The sequence below is a fragment of the Arsenophonus endosymbiont of Apis mellifera genome, assembly GCF_903968575.1.
GTDB classification, from domain to species: Bacteria; Pseudomonadota; Gammaproteobacteria; order Enterobacterales; family Enterobacteriaceae; genus Arsenophonus; species Arsenophonus apicola.
In genome coordinates this window covers 50,050-68,119 of record NZ_CAJCFU010000059.1, presented here as the reverse complement: position 1 = coordinate 68,119, position 18,070 = coordinate 50,050, and the positions used below count along the sequence as shown (strand labels likewise).

The window sequence follows — 18,070 nt, the reverse complement described above, 5'->3', positions numbered from 1 at the left end:
TCACCATTGACCTCGATAAACAGATAGCCATTACCACTAATGCTTTTCAGTCAATGAAGGTAATCAATGATATTGCACGAATTAATAGTGAGACCCGTCAGCGTAAAGCAGTTGACTCTCAGGCAACACAAGCAGCAATTAAAACGCATGTCGTCCATCAGGATTGTGCCAATCGCATTATTCCTCATGGGGCTATTGTCGAGTTGCAGCAGCACACGAAACGAATACGTTCAGACGCCTCACATTCCGATACCCCCTTACCTACTCGCTGATTGCTTACCGCCAGCCATCACAGATATGATGACATGGCGTGATAGTCTGGTACTCAATGAGCAGTTACTGACAGTGATTGAGCTGTGTAATCTTGACAAAAAGGCAATAAAGCGAATTGAAGCGCAGAGAACGAAAAACAGACGGAATATCGGCAAAAATAGATTAAAACCGAGTGTTTAGGAAAATAACATGACCACCCAACTTTTAAATGGTGATTGCCATCAATTATTGACCACGCTGCCGCCCGATAGTGTCGATTTGGTGTTAACAGACCCGCCCTACGGGATTATGAAGTGCAACGGCGAAACCGGTTGGTACGCCGAAAAACTGCGCTGGGATGAACGTCTGGATCAGACAAAAATCTGGGCTGAACTCAATCGGGTAGTCAGACCGAAGGGCATGATTTTACTCTTTTCAAAAGAACCGTTGACGAGCCAGTTAATTCAGACCCCTCATACCAACCTGCCCTTTTCTTATCGGCTGATTTGGGTTAAAAATCATTTTGGCCATCCCCTTTCCTGTCGCCGGATGCCGGTGAATTTTTTTGAAGACATCGGCGTCTTTTACAAAAAGTTTGATAGTAACAAGCGTGACCCGAGGCGGGATTATGTCGCAAAATTGCTCGAATTTATCGGCGAACCACCGAAAGCGATTATTGCCGAACACGGTCAGCAATTTGCGCATTTTTTAAAACACCAAAATTTGCAATTTTCGCTTTGCACCAAAGCGGCCTGGCAGCAGCTGACGGAATGCTTTTCACTTAGCGCTTTCCCCGCGTGGAAATCCTATGAACAATTACAAGCGTGGCAGCCGTTTAAACGGACTTTTAACCTTCCCGAGGGTAAAAAATTCAAATCCAATGTCTTTTACTACCCGAAAGACGTGCCGAGTGTGCACCCAACCCAAAAGCCGGTGGCGTTACTAACCGATTTAATCGAGACCTTCAGCCATCCGGGTGATACGGTGCTCGATTTTACCATGGGCAGCGGCTCGACGGGCGTGGCATGCGTGAAGACCGGACGCCACTTTGTCGGCATCGAAGCCAATAAAGCCTATTTTGACATTGCCGAAAAACGCATCCGGCAGGCACAATCGATAAGGATGAAGGATGAAAAAGCCAGAACAGCTGCGTGATCACCTATCGCAGCACGTGCCGTTTTTGAACCACAATCCGGAACTGATGACGGTATTTGTCGAAAATGGTCACGTGATAGCGACAATGGCGCCGTCAATCTCTTTTGAGTATCGTTATACGATTAACCTCATCATTGAGCGCTTTGGTGGAAATCAGGATATTCTGATGGCCGTTTTGGTCGACTGGATACGGCAATATCAACCTGAACTCTTCGCTAATCCCGACCGACGGCAACACGATTTTCGTTTTGAAATGGACTTTATTGATAATCAGACCGCGCATATCAGTATTGAAATAGACCTCACCGAGCGGGTGCTGGTTAAAACCAACGGCGGTAAACAGGTGGTCGAAGCCATCCCTGAACCCGAGGATCCATTCGATAAGTAGCCTGGAGTCGATTAATGGACGAGACATTACGCCGTTTTGAAGCGGAGCTTACTGCGCTGTTATCGCATCTGACGACCGCCGAACGTAAAAAACTGGCACGATCGATTGGCCAACGGTTGCGCCAATCCCAGTTTGCCCGCCTTCGCGCCCAACAAAACCCGGACGGTAGCCCATTTACCCCGCGAAAAAAGGGTTTTATTGCCCTTCGACGCGAGATGACACTGTTAATTGATGGCGAACCGGTGCATTTAACGGATGTGCGGCAACGAGGCCAAAGAATCACCGGCATTGACGCCAAACGCCGCCAGAAGCGCAGCGTGCAACTGGCGGACATTCAAACCTTTCTTGAAAGCAAAAAAACACGGATCACTGCTCGGCGATTAACCCATCAACAGCGTATGTTTAAAAAACTGGCCACCGCCCGATTCTTACGCCTAAAAACCGACAGCCAAGGCATCAACTTAGCCTTTTTGCCTTCTGCCGCGCGAATAGCACGGGTTCATCATTTTGGGCTGACGGAGCGCTATCACGGCAAAACGGTACATTATCCTACCCGCCAGTTATTGGGGCTGACGGCGCAAGAGATGATTTATATTGAAAATCAGCTACTCGATTTTCTGACCCGTTAATTGTCTGAGCATTCAAACAAGACCAATCGTGAGCAACACACCTTGATATGCGTAACAATATCGCTATGACGTTGATTTACCAGTGACAGGAAAGGATAATGACCGCAAATCTGTTGCGTCGCTTACAAAATCTTATTCGGGTCGGGGTGGTTGTTGAGGTGGATAGCCAAAAAGGTTGCCGGGTTAAGACCGGTGAACTGATTACAGACTGGCTTAAATGGCTCACCTTGCGAGCGGGACAAACCCGGACACTCAGTGCACCGAGCCCCGGTGAACAGGTGTTAATTCTGGCATTAGGTGGTGAACTCACCACCGCGTTTGTGCTGATGGGCATTTTTTCCGATTGCCATCCTGCGCCGATCCCCTCATTGACCGCTGACCATCGTACCTATGCCGATGGTGCCGTCATTGAATATGAACCCGCCACCGGCCTATTAAAAGCAACCGGCATTGAACAAGGTTGCATTGAAGCAAAAAATAGCCTGACGGTGAGTGCAAAGCGAGTCACCGTCAAGGCGGCAGTGAATATTGAATTCGACACCCCCAATGTTATTTGCACCCAAAATCTGACCACCACGTCACTCACGGTCACCCAAGGCGCACAGATGGCGGGGGATGTGACCCACTCCGGCGGTACCTTGATGTCTAACGGCATTCGTGTTGACAACCATCGTCACGGCGGTGTTGAACGCGGCAGCGCCATGACGGAGGGACCGCAATGAATGCCCTGGGGATGAACCGGCAAACCGGCCAATTTATCAGCGAAAATGCGCATATTGCCCAGTCGGTGCAAGATATTTTACTGACCCCGGTGGGCAGTCGGGTCATGCGCCGTGATTATGGCTCACTGCTGTTTAGTCTGCTAGATAAACCCCAAACTCCGGCATTAAGACTCCAACTGATGGCAGCCTGCTTTAGCGCACTTTTACGCTTTGAGCCGCGGATCAGGCTGGAAAAAATTAACATCGAACAACACGCGGAGACTTCGCAGATTGCGATTGTGGCACAAATTATCGACAGTGGCACCGCGTTTTCTTTTCATTTTCCCGTGAGATCGAGATGACAACCATCGATTTAAGCCAATTACCAAAACCCGAAGTGGTTGAGATACTGGATTTTGACACCCTGCTTGCCAAGCGTAAAAATGCCCTGATTGCCGCGTGTCCGGCTGAAATCCGTGATGCCATCGCGCAAACCCTGGCGCTGCACTCTGAACCGTTAACCAAGTTACTGGAAGAGAACACCTATTATGATTTGCTGTTGCGCCGCCGCATTAATGAAGCCGCCTTAGCCAATATGGTGGCCTTTGCCCAAGGTGCCGATCTTGACCATCTGGCGGCAAATAACAATGTCAGACGCCTGCGTTTAACAGAAGGCAACGCGACGGCTATCCCACCGGTGCTGCCCATCTTTGAATCCGATAACGATTTACGTCTGCGTATCCCGGCCGCCTTTGAAGGGCTGAGTGTAGCCGGCCCCACCGGCAGCTACGAATTTTACGCCCGCAGCGCCGATGGACAGGTCGCCGATGCGTCGGTCATTAGCCCGAAACCGGCAGAAGTGACCGTCACTATCCTGTCACGCGACGGGAATGGCACGGCCAGTCAAACCCTGATTAACACGGTGGAAAAAGCCCTGAATGATGAAAATGTGCGCCCCGTCGCCGACCGGGTTACGGTGCAATCGGCCAACATCATACCCTACCAGGTCGATGCCACGCTTTATCTGTTGCCTGCACCGGAATATGAACCGATTTTGGAAACGGCACACGAAAAGTTGATCGCCTATACGCGCGAACAACACCGATTAGGCCGTGATGTGGCCTTAAGTGCGCTGTATGCCGCCTTACACGTCACTGGCGTAACCCGGGTGGTCATTCACACACCGAAACAGGATATCAAGATAGCCAAAACGCAAGCCAGCTTTTGCACCGACATCAATCTTAAGATGGAGAGCAAAACCGATGCATAAGACGTTATTACCGACCGGCTCCACGGCGCTTGAAAAAGCGGCCTCAGTGGCGTTGTCACAGATTTTGACCTTACCCATTCCGCTTCGCACCCTCGTCAATCCCGACACGTGCCCCGTCCATTTGCTGCCTTATCTGGCCTGGAGTTTCAGCGTTGACAGGTGGGATAAAAACTGGCCGGAGAAAACCAAACGCGAGGCCATTAAAGCCGCGCTCTTTATTCATCAGCATAAAGGTACCATCGGCGCACTGCGCCGCGTTGTTGAACCGCTTGGCTACCTGATACGGGTGATTGAATGGTGGAAAACGGGCGATGCGCCGGGCACCTTTCGATTAGACATTGGCGTACTGGAAAGTGGCATTACCGAATCGATGTATCATGAGATTGAAGCGTTGATTGAAGATGCGAAGCCTGCCAGTCGGCACTTATTGGGGCTGTCGATTCAACTGGAAACGCGCGGCACTTTTTTTACGGGTGCGAGTGTCTATCTGGGCGATGAATTAACCGTTTATGCCTACACGCCCGCGTTGATTTGCACGAGTGGCACCGTGCAACAGGGGTTGGCATTACACCTGATTGATACCGTAAGGATTAGCGCATCATGAAATACTTTTGCCTGTTAACCCGCCAGGGCGAACACCGTGTTGCCGAAGCGACAGCACTGGGTACAAAAATCGCCATTACGCAAATGGCCGTTGGCGATGGGGGTGGCTCGTTACCCACCCCAGACACCCAACAGACCCAACTGATTAATGAACGTCGCCGAGCCGCGATTAATCAGCTTTGGGTCGATAAAAATAATCCCAACCAAGTGATTGCTGAGCAGATTATTCCCGAAAATGAAGGCGGTTGGTGGATACGGGAGGTGGGACTCTTTGATAAAGAGAATGTGCTCATTGCGGTCGGTAACTGCCCGGAAACCTACAAACCGCAATTAGCCGAAGGATCAGGTCGAACCCAGACGATACGGGCGGTTTTTATTGTCAGTCATACCGAGGCGGTGACCCTTAAAATTGACCCCTCGGTGGTACTGGCGACCCGACAGTATGTCGATACCGAAATAAATAAAAAAATTGACAAGCAAGCGATTAAACAAACAACAGGGGATTCGCCAACCGATGTTATCAGCCAGGAAGGTGTCACGAAGGCATTAGATACCAAACAACCGATTGGCGATTATGTCACCCAACTGGCCTTTAACCAGGAATTAAACAACAAAATCGATAAGACAAAAATCGTGCAAACAATCGGTAATTCTACTGAAAAAGTAATAAGTCAAGATGCGGTGACTAAAGCATTACAAAATGCGATGAATATCAATACGCTTTACCCTGTTGGGGTGGTTATCTGGTTTGCTCAAAACAAAAATCCCAATACCTTATTTCCTAATACGAAGTGGCAATACATTGGTGAAAATAAAACTATCCGGTTAGCGAAAGCAGATGGCTCTAATGTATTTACCAGCGGAGGCGCTGATGCTATTAAGCTTACCGAAGCGCAATTACCCGCGCATGGACATACCTTTTCAGCAACGACGAGTAGCTATGATTATGGTAATAAAAATACCAATACAACAGGTAATCACGTACATAACTATACCAAAAACAGTGGATATATAGGAGCATCAGGTTCGGCCTGGGTTGCGGCATCCAATCAAAAAGTTAATGCAACAACTTCTTCTAGTGGAAATCACTCGCACACTGTAGCAATCGGCCCGCATTCACATACGGTTTCAGGTACAACTGTAAAAACCGGAGGGGGTAGCGAAATTAATATAACGAATGCTTTTGTTACTTTGATGGGCTGGTACAGAATCAGCTAAGGAATCAAAATGTCCAGAATTTTTAAAGCTTATAATTACACGAGTGATACCTATGAGTTGATTGGTTCTTGCGATGCTTACACGGATGANACGCATGACATATTGCCTTTTCATACCGAAAAAAAACCGATTGACAAAAAAGAAGGTTTCGCTGTTGTTTTTTAATGAAAAAAATCAGGAATGGGAATATCAGGAAGATCATCGCGGCTTGGTTTTGTTTGATACGAAAAACCGTCAATCTGTCACCATTATGAAATTGGGAAAAGTACCGGAATATTTGACACCATTAGCTCCAAAAAGCGAATTTGATGTCTGGAATGGTGAAAAATGGGTCAAGGATATTAAAGCTGAAAAATTAGCAGAAAGAAAGAAATTAGAAGGTCTCAAACAACAAAAATTATATGATGCCACTTGTGAAATTGCACCTCTTCAAGATGCCATAGATTTAGACATAGCTACGGAAGTGGAGAAAAAGCGGTTGGTTGACTGGAAAAAATACAGAGTATTAGTTAATCGCACTGATACTTCAACAGCACCTGATATTGACTGGCCGATAAAACCGGCGTGATTGTCTGAGCGCTGATACAATGCCAATAACAGGCTTTTATCCCCTTGATGATAGACACTGAATAATATAACGAAATCAGGAATCCGATTATGCCGCAAGACTATCATCATGGCGTGCGTGTGATTGAAATCAATGAAGGCACGCGCTCTATCCGCACCAGCAGCACCGCCATTGCCGGTGTCGTCTGTACCGCAGGCGATGCCGACAGTACCACCTTTCCACTTAATACCGCGGTGCGGTTAACTGACCTCGCCGCTGCGATAGGCAAAGCCGGAAAAAAGGGAACGCTCGGGCCTGTTTTAACCGCGATTTTAGCCCAAACCAACCCAATAACAGTGGTCGTACGGGTCGCCGAAGGGAAAACCCCCGAGGAGACCACCACCAATATCATTGGCACCACCACGCCTGAAGGTAAAAAAACCGGCTTACAGGCGCTGTTATCCGCTAACAACCAGCTCGGTGTAAAACCGCGTATTTTAGCCGTGCCTGGGTTGGATAACCAGGCGGTCGCAACGGCGCTGGCGACCGTCGCCCAAAAGTTACGCGCGATGGCCTATATCAGTGCCGCAGGGTGTCATACCGTGACCGACGCGATAGCGTATCGCAAAAATTTTAGCCAGCGTGAGCTGATGCTGATTTGGCCGGATTTTTTAGCCTGGAACAGTGCCACCCATCGTGAACAAACCACCTATGCCACGGCGTTTGCATTAGGGTTGCGGGCAAAAATCGATAATGACACGGGGTGGCATAAAACACTGTCTAATGTCGGCATTAATGGCGTGACGGGGATTTCCGCTGACCTGTCGTGGGATTTGCAAGACCCGAATACCGATGCCGGATTATTAAACCAGAACGCCATTACCACGCTTATTCGTCAGGATGGTTTCCGGTTTTGGGGGTCGCGTACCTGCTCGGATGAACCGCTTTTTCAATTTGAAAGTGCCACCCGCACCGCCCATATTTTAGCCGATACCTTTGCCGAGGCGCATTTCTGGGCGATAGACAAAACGCTCAGTCCATCGCTGACGCGCGATATTATTGAAGGCATTAACGCCAAACTTCGACGTTTGATTGCCGAGGGGGTTTTACTGGGTGGGCAGTGCTGGTATGACGACAAGGTGAATACCAAAGAAACGCTCAAAGACGGCAAGCTGACACTGGATTATGACTATACGCCGGTGCCGCCGTTGGAAAACCTGTTATTACGCCAGCGTATTACTGACCAGTATTTACTGGATTTTAGCAACAAGATTAAGGGTTAAGTATGGCATTACCTCGCAAGTTAAAAAACATGAACCTGTTTGATGATGGGCAAAGCTGGTTAGGCGTGATTGAAGAGGTCACACTGCCCAAACTGACTCGCAAAATGGAAGCCTACCGCGGCGGTGGCATGAATGGCGAAGCGCAGATTGACTTAGGGCTTGACGGCGGTGCGCTGGATATGGAATTCACGTTAGGGGGTCTTGATGCACAGCTTTATAAGCAATGGGGGATAAGCACCCTTGATGGTGTGCCACTGCGTTTTTGTGGCGCCTATCAGCGCGACGACACGGGGGAAGTGACCGCCGTTGAAATCGTCACCCGCGGCCGATTTTCTGAAATTGACCCGGGTAGTGCCAAGTCCGGCGATAACACGCAAACCAAACTGAGCTTTAAAGCCACCTATTTCAAGCTGCTGTGGGACGGTCAGGAACTGATTGAAATTGATGTAATTAATTTAATTGAAAAAGTGGCCGGCGTTAATCGCCTTGAAAAACAACGCGCCGCATTAGGACTATAACCCATGAAAAAAACACCAAATACCCGAATCATAAACCTGGAAGAACCCATCGCACGCGGTGAAACACCGATTAATCAGGTGACACTACGCAAACCGCAAGTCGGCGACCTGCGGGGAGTCCAGTTAAGTCCGCTGATGCAGATAGATGTCGATACCGTGATGAAAGTCTTACCGCGTATTATGACCCCGAGCTTAAACGAGCAGGAAATGCGACAAATGAGCCCGGGCGATTTTGTCAATCTAGCCAATGAGCTTGGGCTTTTTTTGTTGCCGAAATCGGTGACGGCCGACTTCCCGACGCGTTAACCGTCGAAGCCCTGGAAGCCGATATTGCGGTCATTTTCCACTGGCCCCCGTCTGAAACCGGCCAACTGTCATTGTCAGATTTGCTGATGTGGCGGCATCAGGCTTACCTACGAAGTCAAACGCATGAGTAAAGATTTACGTCTACAGGTCATTTTAAGTGCTATCGACAGGCTCAGTGGCCCCTTTGAGAAAGCCAAAACCGCCAATACCCGACTGGCGAAACAGCTTAAAAGCACGCGCGAGCGCTTGACGCAACTCAATCAGGCGAGCCAAAAACTGACCCAGTTACAGACGCTCAGTGGCAAAATCAATACTCTCGGTCAGGCACTGGAAAAAGCGCGCCTGAAAGGCAAAATGATGGGCCTTGAGATGGCGGGTCTCCAAAATCCCACCCAAAAACAAACCGCCACACTAGAAAAACAGTGGGCCAGCGTGGCGAAACTTGAGCGTCAGTATCAGGGCTTTCTCACCCAAAATCAAAAAATCCGGTCGTCGTTTGATAAAATGGGGTTATCCGTCAATCACGCGGACCAGGCCACCGCCCATATCCGGCAAGAAACGCAGAAATATACGCAGGCGTTAAAAAGCCAGGAAGGCCAGCTTGCCAAAATATCAGCCCGCGAAAAACACCTCACCACCGCCCGAAACCGTTATCAACAGAGTATGAACCGCCGAAGCAATCTACTGTCTCATGGGGCGGGCATGGTCGCCACCGGTGCCGCCACCGCCATGGCGGTCAAACCGACCCTCAATGAAGCGGCGATTTATCAAAAAGAAGCGATTTCCTTTAAAGCGCTCGGGGGTGGAGAGGAGATGCTGGCGGATGCTGAAAAGTTTGCCAGAAGCATGCATATTTTTGGTAACAGCACGACCGAAAACCTGAAAGTGATTAAAGAGGCTTACTCCGTTTTACGCAATTATCATGAAACTGAACTGGTCTCGCCGACGTTGCTTAAGCTTCAATTCGCCACTAAATTTATGTCGTCACATGGCGTCAGTGGATCCGCTGCCGAGGCGTTACGTGACCAGTCACCTGCTGTGCTCAAAATTGCCGAGTTACGTAATGAAATTAACACCCCTGCGCAATTTAAACGCTCGGTTGATATGACGGCAAAATCGATGACCGCCAGTGGGGGGATGGTCTTGCCGGAAGATTATCTGGCGATGATGAAAACGGGTGGCACCGCTGTCAAACAGATGAACACCGATGCGTTCTATTTTGGTATGTCACATCTTATCCAGCAGTTAGGCGGTGACCGAACCGGCACCTCATTAAACAGTGCTTATCAGAATCTGGTAAAAGGCAAAACGACCCAAGGTGCGATGGAAAACCTGATGGGACTCGGTCTCTTGAAAAAAGGATCAGTCAAATACGGCAAAACCGGTCACGTCACCAAAATGAATAACGATGCGCTGGTGAATGTAGAACTCTACAAACGCGACCCTTTTCGCTATCTGATGGACGAAATTGTGCCGCGTATTCGGAAGAAATACCCGCAATTAACCGAATCGCAAATGGAAACCCAAATCGCGCAACTGTTTTCCAGCCGTACCGGCTCGGATTTATTTGTGACGATGTATCGCGAACATGCCAACATTGAGAAACAAATCAAGGCCGGCAATGCCGCTTATGGCCTTGAGCAGCTGATTGCCGAAGGAAAAAAAACCGCCCAGGGGCAACAAATTGAACTGGAAGCCAAAAAAGCGGACTTATACCGTGAGATGGGAAATAATCTGTTACCGCTTTATACCCAGGGGTTGGAAATGCTTAACCAGCAATTGAGTAAATTAGCGGATTTTTTCAAATCTCACCCCACAATGACCCGCTATTTTGGCGTGGCCATCGCGGGGTTTGCGGCACTGATCACCATTGGGGGCGTCATGACATTAGCCATGGCGGCACTGACTGGGCCATTGGCGGCGGTTAGACTGGGGTTAAGCCTGTTAAGTGCCGGCTTGATCCGCTTAACAGCCGTGCTACTCACCAACCCGATTGTGTTAGCTATCACGGCGATTGCGGTCGCCGCGCTACTGATTTATCGCTATTGGGATAATATCGCCCCCTTTTTCAAAAATTTATGGGGAAAAACGTATCGTTTTTTTGCCGACGGCTGTCAAAAAATCAAGAACAGTATTAAAAACTTTGGCAGTGAACTGATTGATAACCTGAAAACTGGCGTGATGGAAAAATGGCAACAGTTAAAATCGCTGTTTACCGAGATTAAAAACACCGTCACCGATTTGTTACCCGATTGGATGGTCTCTGACGAAACCAAAACCTTACGCGCGAACCAATCCTTGACGGTGTTAAATGCCGGTATCAAAGGCGCAGGACTGTTTGATAAGGGTGGTGTTATCCGTCGCGGAACGGCGGGGATTGTTGGCGAGAACGGCCCTGAAATTGTTACCGGCCCTGCGCATGTACTAAGTCGTCGCCATACGGCGGCCTTTGCCGCTGCCGCGCTGACATTGAGTAATGCTTACGCCAACCAGCCCATCCACCCTTTTGTGGCTGATAAAACCGACGCGGCGGTTATCCGGACACCGCACACGAGCGCCCAGTCAACAATTCACATTACCATTAATGCCGCCCCCAACCATTCTGCGCACGATATCGCACAGGAAGTGAGCCGACAACTTCTTAAGCTTCAACGCCAGCAACAGGCGCAACAACGGGGACGGTTTAGCGACAACCCTGAGGAATATTAATATGCCGATGGCCACATTGGGACTGTTTGTGTTTCAGCTTAAAACTGCGCCCTATCAGACACTGCAAATCAATCGGCGCTGGCGCTATGGGTTTAACAGCCGATTAGGTATCCGACCTGCCTTTCAGTTTATTGGGCTGGATAATGACGATATCACCCTATCAGGGGCACTTTATCCGGAATTGACAGGTGGCAGATTATCCATGATTGCGCTCGAAGCGATGGCGGAAAGCGGTAAAGCCTGGCCGTTTCTAGATGGTGAAGGCAATATTTACGGGATGTTCGTGATAGAAGAAATCAGCCAAAGCAAAAGTCTTTTTTTTGCCGATGGCGCACCCCGTAAGATTGAATTTACCCTTAAATTAAAACGGGTCGATGATTCGCTCTCGGCGAAGTTTGGTGATTTAAATGACCAAATTAAGGGGCTTTTCTAATGCCCTTTTTCAACACGGAAAATATCCCGGCGTTTGCGCTAACAGCCGGCAGTAAAAATATTAATCCGCTGATTGAAGGCCGATTGATGTCACTGACGCTGACCGATAATCGGGGATTTGAAGCCGACCAGCTAGACATTGAGCTGGATGATAGTGACGGCAAACTGGCCTTACCGCGACGCGGGGAAACGCTGACCCTGGCACTGGGCTGGAAAAACGAAAGTCTCATCCCGAAGGGGAAATTCATTGTTGATGAAATCGAATACAGTGGCGCGCCTGACCGTCTGACATTACGTGCGCGAAGCGCTGATTTTCGCGCGACCCTCAACACGCGACGTGAAGCCTCATATCACAATAAAACGCTGGAAGAAATTGTGACCACCCTTGCTGGTCGCAATCAGTTAACCCCCTGTATTGATGCGGCGCTTAAACCTATCCGAATTGCTCATATCGACCAGACAAACGAATCGGACGGCGCGTTTTTAACCCGACTAGGTCAGCAGGAAGGCGCACTGGCGACGGTGAAAAATGACCAGCTGTTATTTTTGCAACAGGGGAAAAGTCAAACCGCCTCGGGTAAAGGGATACCGCCCCTGACCTTGAGTCGAAAAGACGGGGATAATTATTCGTTTTCACTGGCAGACCGCAGCGCCTATACGGGGGTGATTGCCAGTTGGCTGAACACCCAGCAGCCTGAAAAAACCCACACCGTTAAAATCGCGCGCAAAAAGCCTTCTGCGTCAACAAAAAACAAACAGGGCGATTATTTTATCGGTGAGGACGGCAATGTACTGGTGCTTTCACACACCTACGCCAATCGTGCCAATGCGGCACGGGCGGCAAAAGCCACCTGGGCAAAAATTCAACGCGGTATCGCCAGTTTTTCGATTCAGTTAGCCAAAGGACGGGCCGATATTTACCCGGAAACCCCGATTAACGTCCGGGGCTTTAAACCCCAAATCGATAACGCCGACTGGATTGTGGTGAAAGTGACCCATAATCTCAATGACAAAGGCTTTACTACCTCGATTGAAATGGAAGTAAAAATCACCGATTTAGAGATGAAAAGTCACTAACTTGCTGGTAAAATAGCTGAAAAAAGGAGAATGTCATTATGATGAATTGCCCCCTTTGTGGTCATGCGGCCCATACGCGAAGTTCCCACCAGATTTCAGAAAACACCCGTGAACGTTATAACCAATGTCACAACATTAATTGTGGCGCCACCTTTGTCAGCCACGAGAGCTTAACCCGCTTTATTTCAACACCGGGTAAGATTGACCCCGTTACCCCACATTGCACCGAGCAACAAATGTCACTCGCCGTTTAGAAGGTTATTCCCATGCAAATAGTCTTCTGTAGTCATGCTTCATTTAAAAAACGCGCTAAACTCGCTTTTACTTACTTTTTTATTGCTCTAAGGGTGCTGAGAGGACGATATGCAACCCTTCGGTTTGATGATTTTTCTACAAAGGAAGACATGAAAAAAGGTCTTGGTTTTATCTTGTTGTTAGAAGATAGCCAAAGAAAAAATAAAAAATTAGCCCTTTCGTCACAGAAATTAGATAAACAAAAAGAAAGCACAAAATGGAATTGGGAATTTTTGATTTGGCCATTGTTGAGTTTGTGGTGGTGGACTTGGATATTTATTTTTATCGGTGAATTATGATGATTTTTTCAAATGAGGATAAAAAAAAGCATATTTTAATCGAGAAATTAAAAACGATCACAGTGGATGATTTTAACGCCTTTTTTCATCATAAAAACATCACAACAATGTGCAGTATGTGTCATCAAGTAGCTGAACAGATTATTGATATAAAATACCGCTTTAATTAAAGCGGTATTTTTAGATGTGGTCGATATGTGGACATCGATAGAAATAAATCCTTTTATTTCAGACGCATAATTCATAATTGAGACGCCGCCTTTGCGGCGTTATTTGTTTTTCAACATCATCAACGGCTTTTTTTACTACGCTCTAATTGTTCACGTAAGTTTGGTGGTGTGCCTTTAATTGTTAAAGTATCCGTTGCCGGATCCCAAAAAACACGCTCATCCAACAACAAAGCATCAAAGTTAATGGTCAAGCCACCACCACTACCTGAATATTTGGTTAATTGTTTGAGAGTCGTACGATCTGCTGGAAAACTTTCTGCCAATTGATAGCCATTTTGTTGAGTAAATTCAGCAAAATTCTGCTCTCCTAAAACGGGTAACTCTTTTGATAAACTCTTTAATTCAATTTCTTCTCCGGCTTGTTGTTGCTCATTACAATAGCGATAAACTTGCTGTCGATATTCCTGCGTTGCTGCCTGGTTTAACTCAGAAGAGTCACAATAATCATTTACGGCTTGCAGTAATCCTTTATTCTGTATTTTAGTATTCATGCCTTCGCTAGCTGATAGAAAATCCATAAAAAAATCAGAAACTTTACGCCCAACTCGTCCTTTTAAAAAAGTTAAATAACGTTCGGAAGCAGGATTTGTTTCCCATTCAGTCAAGTCTATGCGAGCAACAATATCAACATGCGGAATATCAAGATAATGCGTAGTGTTTAACTCTAAATTATCATTAACAAACATACTATTACAGCTATTTAATATGGCTATTAATAAGTAATCTACCGCTAAATAACGATATTGACAAAACAGTACCACACCACCTTCTGCAAATGGATATTTTGCCAATTCATCACGCAAACGAATTGTAGCCGCACGGCTAAATCCCAAAAAGTTTTCATCTCCTTTTCTTAAAGAAACTAAGGCTTCAGCTAATTCGCTCGCTTGATTAAAAGTGGCAAAGGCTTTACTTTTAACGCTATAAATTCGATGCAATTCTGCCATCATTTCTTGCACGATATTATCCGTGCCTAATAAAGAATCACGTAGTACAACCTCTAGTGTTTGTTCATCACGTTTAATCAACTGATGTAAAGCAATCTGGCAAATATCCAGACTCACCATTTACTCCTTATTTTCTTTATGGCATAAAGATCAATGGTATTCAAACATCGATAACCTTTTCCCGCGGTCAAATTGGTATCTATTGATATAACATTTTTGTATTATGGGCATATAATAAGATTTATAACTTATGGAAACGGGTTAATTTAAAATATTACTAAATGAAATTATCCTGTTAATTAGACAAAACAGCTACAGCAAAAAACGTAACAATACGCTAAAATATAAAGCTTTATTCATTCAGGATTTTTATTATGCCACAATCATCCCGTTATAGTGATGAGCAAATTGAACATCTACTCCTAGAATTAGTTAAGGTGCTAGAAAAACATAAAGCACCCACTAATCTATCATTGATAGTATTAGGTAACATGGTAACAAATTTAATTAATACAGCTGTTACACTGACTCAGCGTAAAACTATCGCAGAATCTTTCGCTCAAGCGTTACTTTCTTCCGTTAATGAAGAAAACATCCACTAATTTAGCAGATAAAATTAAAAACATGGTGACCAACTCTCGAAACTATCGTGAAAAAGTCTCCCAAATGATAAGCTGGGGACACTGGTTTACGTTATTTAATATAGTACTCAGTTTAGTATTAAGCAGCCGATATCTGTTTGTTTTTGATTGGCCGAGTACGCTATTCGGCCGTATTTATGCCATTGTTAGTTGGCTTGGGCATTTTAGCTTTGTTATTTTTGCTTGCTATCTTTTAATTATCTTTCCTATTACTTTTATTGTCGGTTCACAGCGACTATTAAGATTTCTATATACTATTATTACGACAACCATACTGACTTTTCTCATTTTTGATATCGCTTTTTTTTCGCGCTATAACCTTCATTTAACGCCGCTACTATGGGAATTATTAATAAATCCTAAAAACGGCGAAATGGCACGAGAATGGCAACTGATGTTTATTTGTGTGCCGGTCATTTTCTTAATTGAGATGTTATTTGCTACCTGGAGTTGGCAAAAATTACGTAGTCTAAACCGTCAACGATTCACTAAACCCTTGGTTGGTATCTTTATCTCGGCATTTGTTGCTTCGCATTTAATGTATATTTGGGCTGATGCAAATTTTTATCGTCCAATAACAATGCAACGCACTAATTACCCGTTATCTCATCCAATGACAGCACGAAAATTTCTTGAACGTTACGGTTATCTCGATCAAGCTGAATATCAACGCAAGATACAACAAGAAGGCAACCCTTCTGCACTGTCTATTGAATATCCACTTAAACCACTTAGCTACCAAAAACAAGTACCAAAATATAATTTATTGCTGCTTGTGGTTAATAACCTTGGCTATCAAGATACCATTGAGGGTATGCCAATATTAAATACTGTTAAAGCAATCAGTACACAATTCGATCAGCACCTCAGTGCAGGTATTCAAAATCAACGCGCGCTATTTGGTCTATTCTATGGTTTATCACCTAATTATTTAGATAGTATTCTTAATAGCAGAAAACCCTCTGCTTTAATTGAAGCATTAAAATATCACAACTACCAATTTGGTCTGTTTTCATCGGATGGCTTTAGCTCCCCCCTCTTTCGTCATGCAATTTTGGCCGATTATTCGTTACCCGAAAATACTAGTGGTAATGATTATCAAACTACCAGTGAGTGGCTTGAATGGCTAAATAACATAGAAATTAATGCCAAATGGTTCTCTTTCCTTAATATTAATGGTTTTGATAACCATCAGTCGCAAAGTGACAATAAAGTACAATTAGATTATGAAATTAAACGTATTCTTGATGCGTTAAAACAAAAAAATATGTTACACAATACCGTTATCGTCATTACGGCGAACCATAGTGGCAATACAGAAACACATGCAACAACAAAATGGCTCACTAACGGTAAATTCAACCTTAAACAAATGAAAGTGCCTTTATGGGTATATTGGCCCAATNCCCCGCCACAACAAATTAATAAGTTAACCAGTCATCAAGATATTATGACTACCTTAATGCAACGTTTACTTTATGTTGATAATTCACCAGAAGACTATTCTCAAGGTGAGGATCTCTTTACCCCTAAACGTAACCAACCCTGGGTCTTATCAGGTGATGAACAGGTGCTGATTATGAATTATTCCAATAAAACTCTTTATCTTCATCAAAATGGAGAGGTTTATATCTTTGATGATAAAGGTAGCAAAATAACAGGAGAAAAACCTGATTTGACCCAGCTACTAAAAGCTTTTGCCGAATCTACCCGCTTCAATATTAATTAATGCTTAAAAATCAAGCAGTCGTAGCATTTGCTATTGATTTTAACCAAAAAAACGGTAGTATAGCGAGCCTATATCGGCATGTAGCGCAGCCTGGTAGCGCACCGTCATGGGGTGTCGGGGGTCGGAGGTTCAAATCCTCTCATGCCGACCAGCTTTTACCAAGAAAACCAATCAGTTATGATTGGTTTTTTTGTGCCTGAAATTTATCAGGGGTAAAATTGTCAAAAAATTTCCTTGCTAATTGAATGAGTAATAAATTTTGATTAAAAATAACCCTGCTGAGACATTGATAATCAGATGAGCAATGGGTTAAATTTATCGCTTGTTTTTGCTAAACATACTGTAATTAAACGCACAACATCACCATAGAAAGTTGAAAAAAAAGCCAGCTAAGCTGGCCAAAACACACAGGAAAAAATAATGATGTAAGACAAATAACTAAAATATAAAGCCAATCAATTGCAGCGAATAACGAAACATAACACAAATTTGCTCGAATATTGATCTAAAAACTAATTAGTATGATATTCATCACAGCTTAATACTCTAAATGACAAAAAATGTAATTGTACTGACCTGATGACAAAAAATAAAAATTGTTCACTAGAAAAGCTTTATAATAACATCCGAGCAAAACCTGATAAATTTGACAATTTGGCAACTAAAAAGATAAGAAAAGTTCTGTTCACAACGATGACTGATAAAATAAAACAATTGTCTGATATAAAATTATCGACTGCGATATAGGTAGCATCAATATCACTCTCATGTTAGCTTAGCTACTCTAATAGCTAGGGAAAGATTAGCTAAAACCTGACATAATAGGCATATTATTTTCTTAT

General features: G+C 45.2%; 24 protein-coding genes and 1 tRNA gene. 23 read left to right on the top strand and 2 right to left on the bottom strand.

The features are described from left to right. From H1X92_RS15890 to H1X92_RS08990, 20 genes are all read left to right on the top strand, one after another. Positions 1 to 272 (top strand): hypothetical protein (locus tag H1X92_RS15890; protein ID WP_233458151.1); only part of this gene is annotated, 272 nt, incomplete at its 5' end. Next, positions 187 to 453, top strand: coding sequence for an Rz1-like lysis system protein LysC (lysC, locus tag H1X92_RS16330; RefSeq protein WP_441293614.1), 267 nt, complete (start codon positions 187 to 189; stop codon positions 451 to 453). The genes H1X92_RS15890 and lysC, both read left to right, overlap by 86 nt. A 9-nt stretch (positions 454 to 462) precedes the next feature. Beyond that, positions 463 to 1,407, top strand: coding sequence for a DNA-methyltransferase (locus tag H1X92_RS09075; protein ID WP_180559834.1), 945 nt, complete (start codon positions 463 to 465; stop codon positions 1,405 to 1,407). Next, complete coding sequence (locus H1X92_RS09070) at positions 1,382 to 1,795, top strand: phage tail protein (protein ID WP_180559833.1); 414 nt, start codon at positions 1,382 to 1,384, stop codon at positions 1,793 to 1,795. The genes H1X92_RS09075 and H1X92_RS09070 overlap by 26 nt, the downstream gene beginning before the upstream one ends. Before the next feature lie 14 nt (positions 1,796 to 1,809). Next, positions 1,810 to 2,424, top strand: a complete 615-nt coding sequence (locus tag H1X92_RS09065) for a phage virion morphogenesis protein (protein ID WP_180559832.1) — start codon at positions 1,810 to 1,812, stop codon at positions 2,422 to 2,424. A 98-nt stretch (positions 2,425 to 2,522) separates the two neighbouring features. Continuing rightward, positions 2,523 to 3,146, top strand: a complete 624-nt coding sequence (locus tag H1X92_RS09060) for a phage baseplate assembly protein V (RefSeq protein WP_180559831.1) — start codon at positions 2,523 to 2,525, stop codon at positions 3,144 to 3,146. Continuing rightward, entirely contained in the window at positions 3,143 to 3,487 is a 345-nt protein-coding gene (locus H1X92_RS09055; protein WP_180559830.1) for a GPW/gp25 family protein, read from the top strand. Before H1X92_RS09060 ends, H1X92_RS09055 begins: the two co-directional genes overlap by 4 nt. After that, entirely contained in the window at positions 3,484 to 4,395 is a 912-nt protein-coding gene (locus H1X92_RS09050) for a baseplate assembly protein (RefSeq protein WP_180559829.1), read from the top strand. The genes H1X92_RS09055 and H1X92_RS09050 overlap by 4 nt, the downstream gene beginning before the upstream one ends. Further along, positions 4,388 to 4,999, top strand: a complete 612-nt coding sequence (locus H1X92_RS09045; protein WP_180559828.1) for a phage tail protein I — start codon at positions 4,388 to 4,390, stop codon at positions 4,997 to 4,999. Before H1X92_RS09050 ends, H1X92_RS09045 begins: the two co-directional genes overlap by 8 nt. Then, positions 4,996 to 6,216, top strand: a complete 1,221-nt coding sequence (locus H1X92_RS09040) for a phage tail-collar fiber domain-containing protein (RefSeq protein ID WP_180559827.1) — start codon at positions 4,996 to 4,998, stop codon at positions 6,214 to 6,216. Before H1X92_RS09045 ends, H1X92_RS09040 begins: the two co-directional genes overlap by 4 nt. 94 nt (positions 6,217 to 6,310) lie before the next feature. Beyond that, positions 6,311 to 6,784: a tail fiber assembly protein gene (locus H1X92_RS09035; RefSeq protein WP_180559826.1), complete on the top strand. Its 474-nt coding sequence runs from the start codon at positions 6,311 to 6,313 to the stop codon at positions 6,782 to 6,784. Positions 6,785 to 6,873: 89 nt separating this feature from the next. Next, a complete protein-coding gene (locus H1X92_RS09030; RefSeq protein WP_180559825.1) occupies positions 6,874 to 8,046 on the top strand; it encodes a phage tail sheath protein in 1,173 nt (390 codons plus the stop codon). A 2-nt stretch (positions 8,047 to 8,048) separates the two neighbouring features. Continuing rightward, a complete protein-coding gene (locus H1X92_RS09025; RefSeq protein WP_180559824.1) occupies positions 8,049 to 8,564 on the top strand; it encodes a phage major tail tube protein in 516 nt (171 codons plus the stop codon). Between the two features lie 3 nt (positions 8,565 to 8,567). After that, entirely contained in the window at positions 8,568 to 8,870 is a 303-nt protein-coding gene (locus H1X92_RS09020) for a phage tail assembly protein (protein WP_180559823.1), read from the top strand. After that, positions 8,840 to 9,001 carry a GpE family phage tail protein gene (locus H1X92_RS09015; protein WP_180559839.1) on the top strand — a complete coding sequence of 54 codons (162 nt, stop codon included), beginning with the start codon at positions 8,840 to 8,842 and terminating at the stop codon, positions 8,999 to 9,001. The genes H1X92_RS09020 and H1X92_RS09015 overlap by 31 nt, the downstream gene beginning before the upstream one ends. Then, complete coding sequence (locus H1X92_RS09010) at positions 8,994 to 11,579, top strand: phage tail tape measure protein (protein WP_180559822.1); 2,586 nt, start codon at positions 8,994 to 8,996, stop codon at positions 11,577 to 11,579. Before H1X92_RS09015 ends, H1X92_RS09010 begins: the two co-directional genes overlap by 8 nt. A 1-nt stretch (position 11,580) precedes the next feature. Beyond that, positions 11,581 to 12,012 carry a phage tail protein gene (locus tag H1X92_RS09005; protein ID WP_180559821.1) on the top strand — a complete coding sequence of 144 codons (432 nt, stop codon included), beginning with the start codon at positions 11,581 to 11,583 and terminating at the stop codon, positions 12,010 to 12,012. Beyond that, positions 12,012 to 13,088 carry a phage late control D family protein gene (locus H1X92_RS09000; protein ID WP_180559820.1) on the top strand — a complete coding sequence of 359 codons (1,077 nt, stop codon included), beginning with the start codon at positions 12,012 to 12,014 and terminating at the stop codon, positions 13,086 to 13,088. Before H1X92_RS09005 ends, H1X92_RS09000 begins: the two co-directional genes overlap by 1 nt. 38 nt (positions 13,089 to 13,126) lie before the next feature. Continuing rightward, positions 13,127 to 13,342: an ogr/Delta-like zinc finger family protein gene (locus tag H1X92_RS08995; RefSeq protein ID WP_180559819.1), complete on the top strand. Its 216-nt coding sequence runs from the start codon at positions 13,127 to 13,129 to the stop codon at positions 13,340 to 13,342. Between the two features lie 12 nt (positions 13,343 to 13,354). Further along, on the top strand, positions 13,355 to 13,681 hold the full coding sequence (locus H1X92_RS08990; RefSeq protein WP_180559818.1) for a hypothetical protein: 327 nt from the start codon (positions 13,355 to 13,357) through the stop codon (positions 13,679 to 13,681). Positions 13,682 to 13,728: 47 nt separating this feature from the next. On the opposite strand, the gene H1X92_RS08985 is transcribed toward H1X92_RS08990, so the two are convergent. Together H1X92_RS08985 and yejK are read right to left on the bottom strand one after the other, a co-directional pair. Continuing rightward, entirely contained in the window at positions 13,729 to 13,926 is a 198-nt protein-coding gene (locus tag H1X92_RS08985) for a hypothetical protein (RefSeq protein WP_180559817.1), read from the bottom strand. A gap of 44 nt (positions 13,927 to 13,970) precedes the next feature. Beyond that, the gene (gene yejK / locus H1X92_RS08980) at positions 13,971 to 14,975 is read right to left on the bottom strand and encodes a nucleoid-associated protein YejK (RefSeq protein WP_180559838.1); all 1,005 of its coding nucleotides are present in this window, start codon (positions 14,973 to 14,975) and stop codon (positions 13,971 to 13,973) included. Positions 14,976 to 15,232: 257 nt separating this feature from the next. Between yejK and H1X92_RS08975 the strand changes: the two genes are divergently transcribed. The 3 genes from H1X92_RS08975 to H1X92_RS08965 all read left to right on the top strand — a co-directional run bounded on the left by H1X92_RS08975 (position 15,233) and on the right by H1X92_RS08965 (position 17,379). Further along, entirely contained in the window at positions 15,233 to 15,460 is a 228-nt protein-coding gene (locus H1X92_RS08975; RefSeq protein ID WP_180559816.1) for a DUF1414 domain-containing protein, read from the top strand. 22 nt (positions 15,461 to 15,482) lie between these two features. Beyond that, complete coding sequence (gene yejM, locus H1X92_RS08970) at positions 15,483 to 17,228, top strand: LPS biosynthesis-modulating metalloenzyme YejM (RefSeq protein WP_180559837.1); 1,746 nt, start codon at positions 15,483 to 15,485, stop codon at positions 17,226 to 17,228. A gap of 74 nt (positions 17,229 to 17,302) precedes the next feature. Next, positions 17,303 to 17,379 (top strand) — tRNA-Pro (locus tag H1X92_RS08965). Positions 17,380 to 18,070 lie beyond the last annotated feature (691 nt).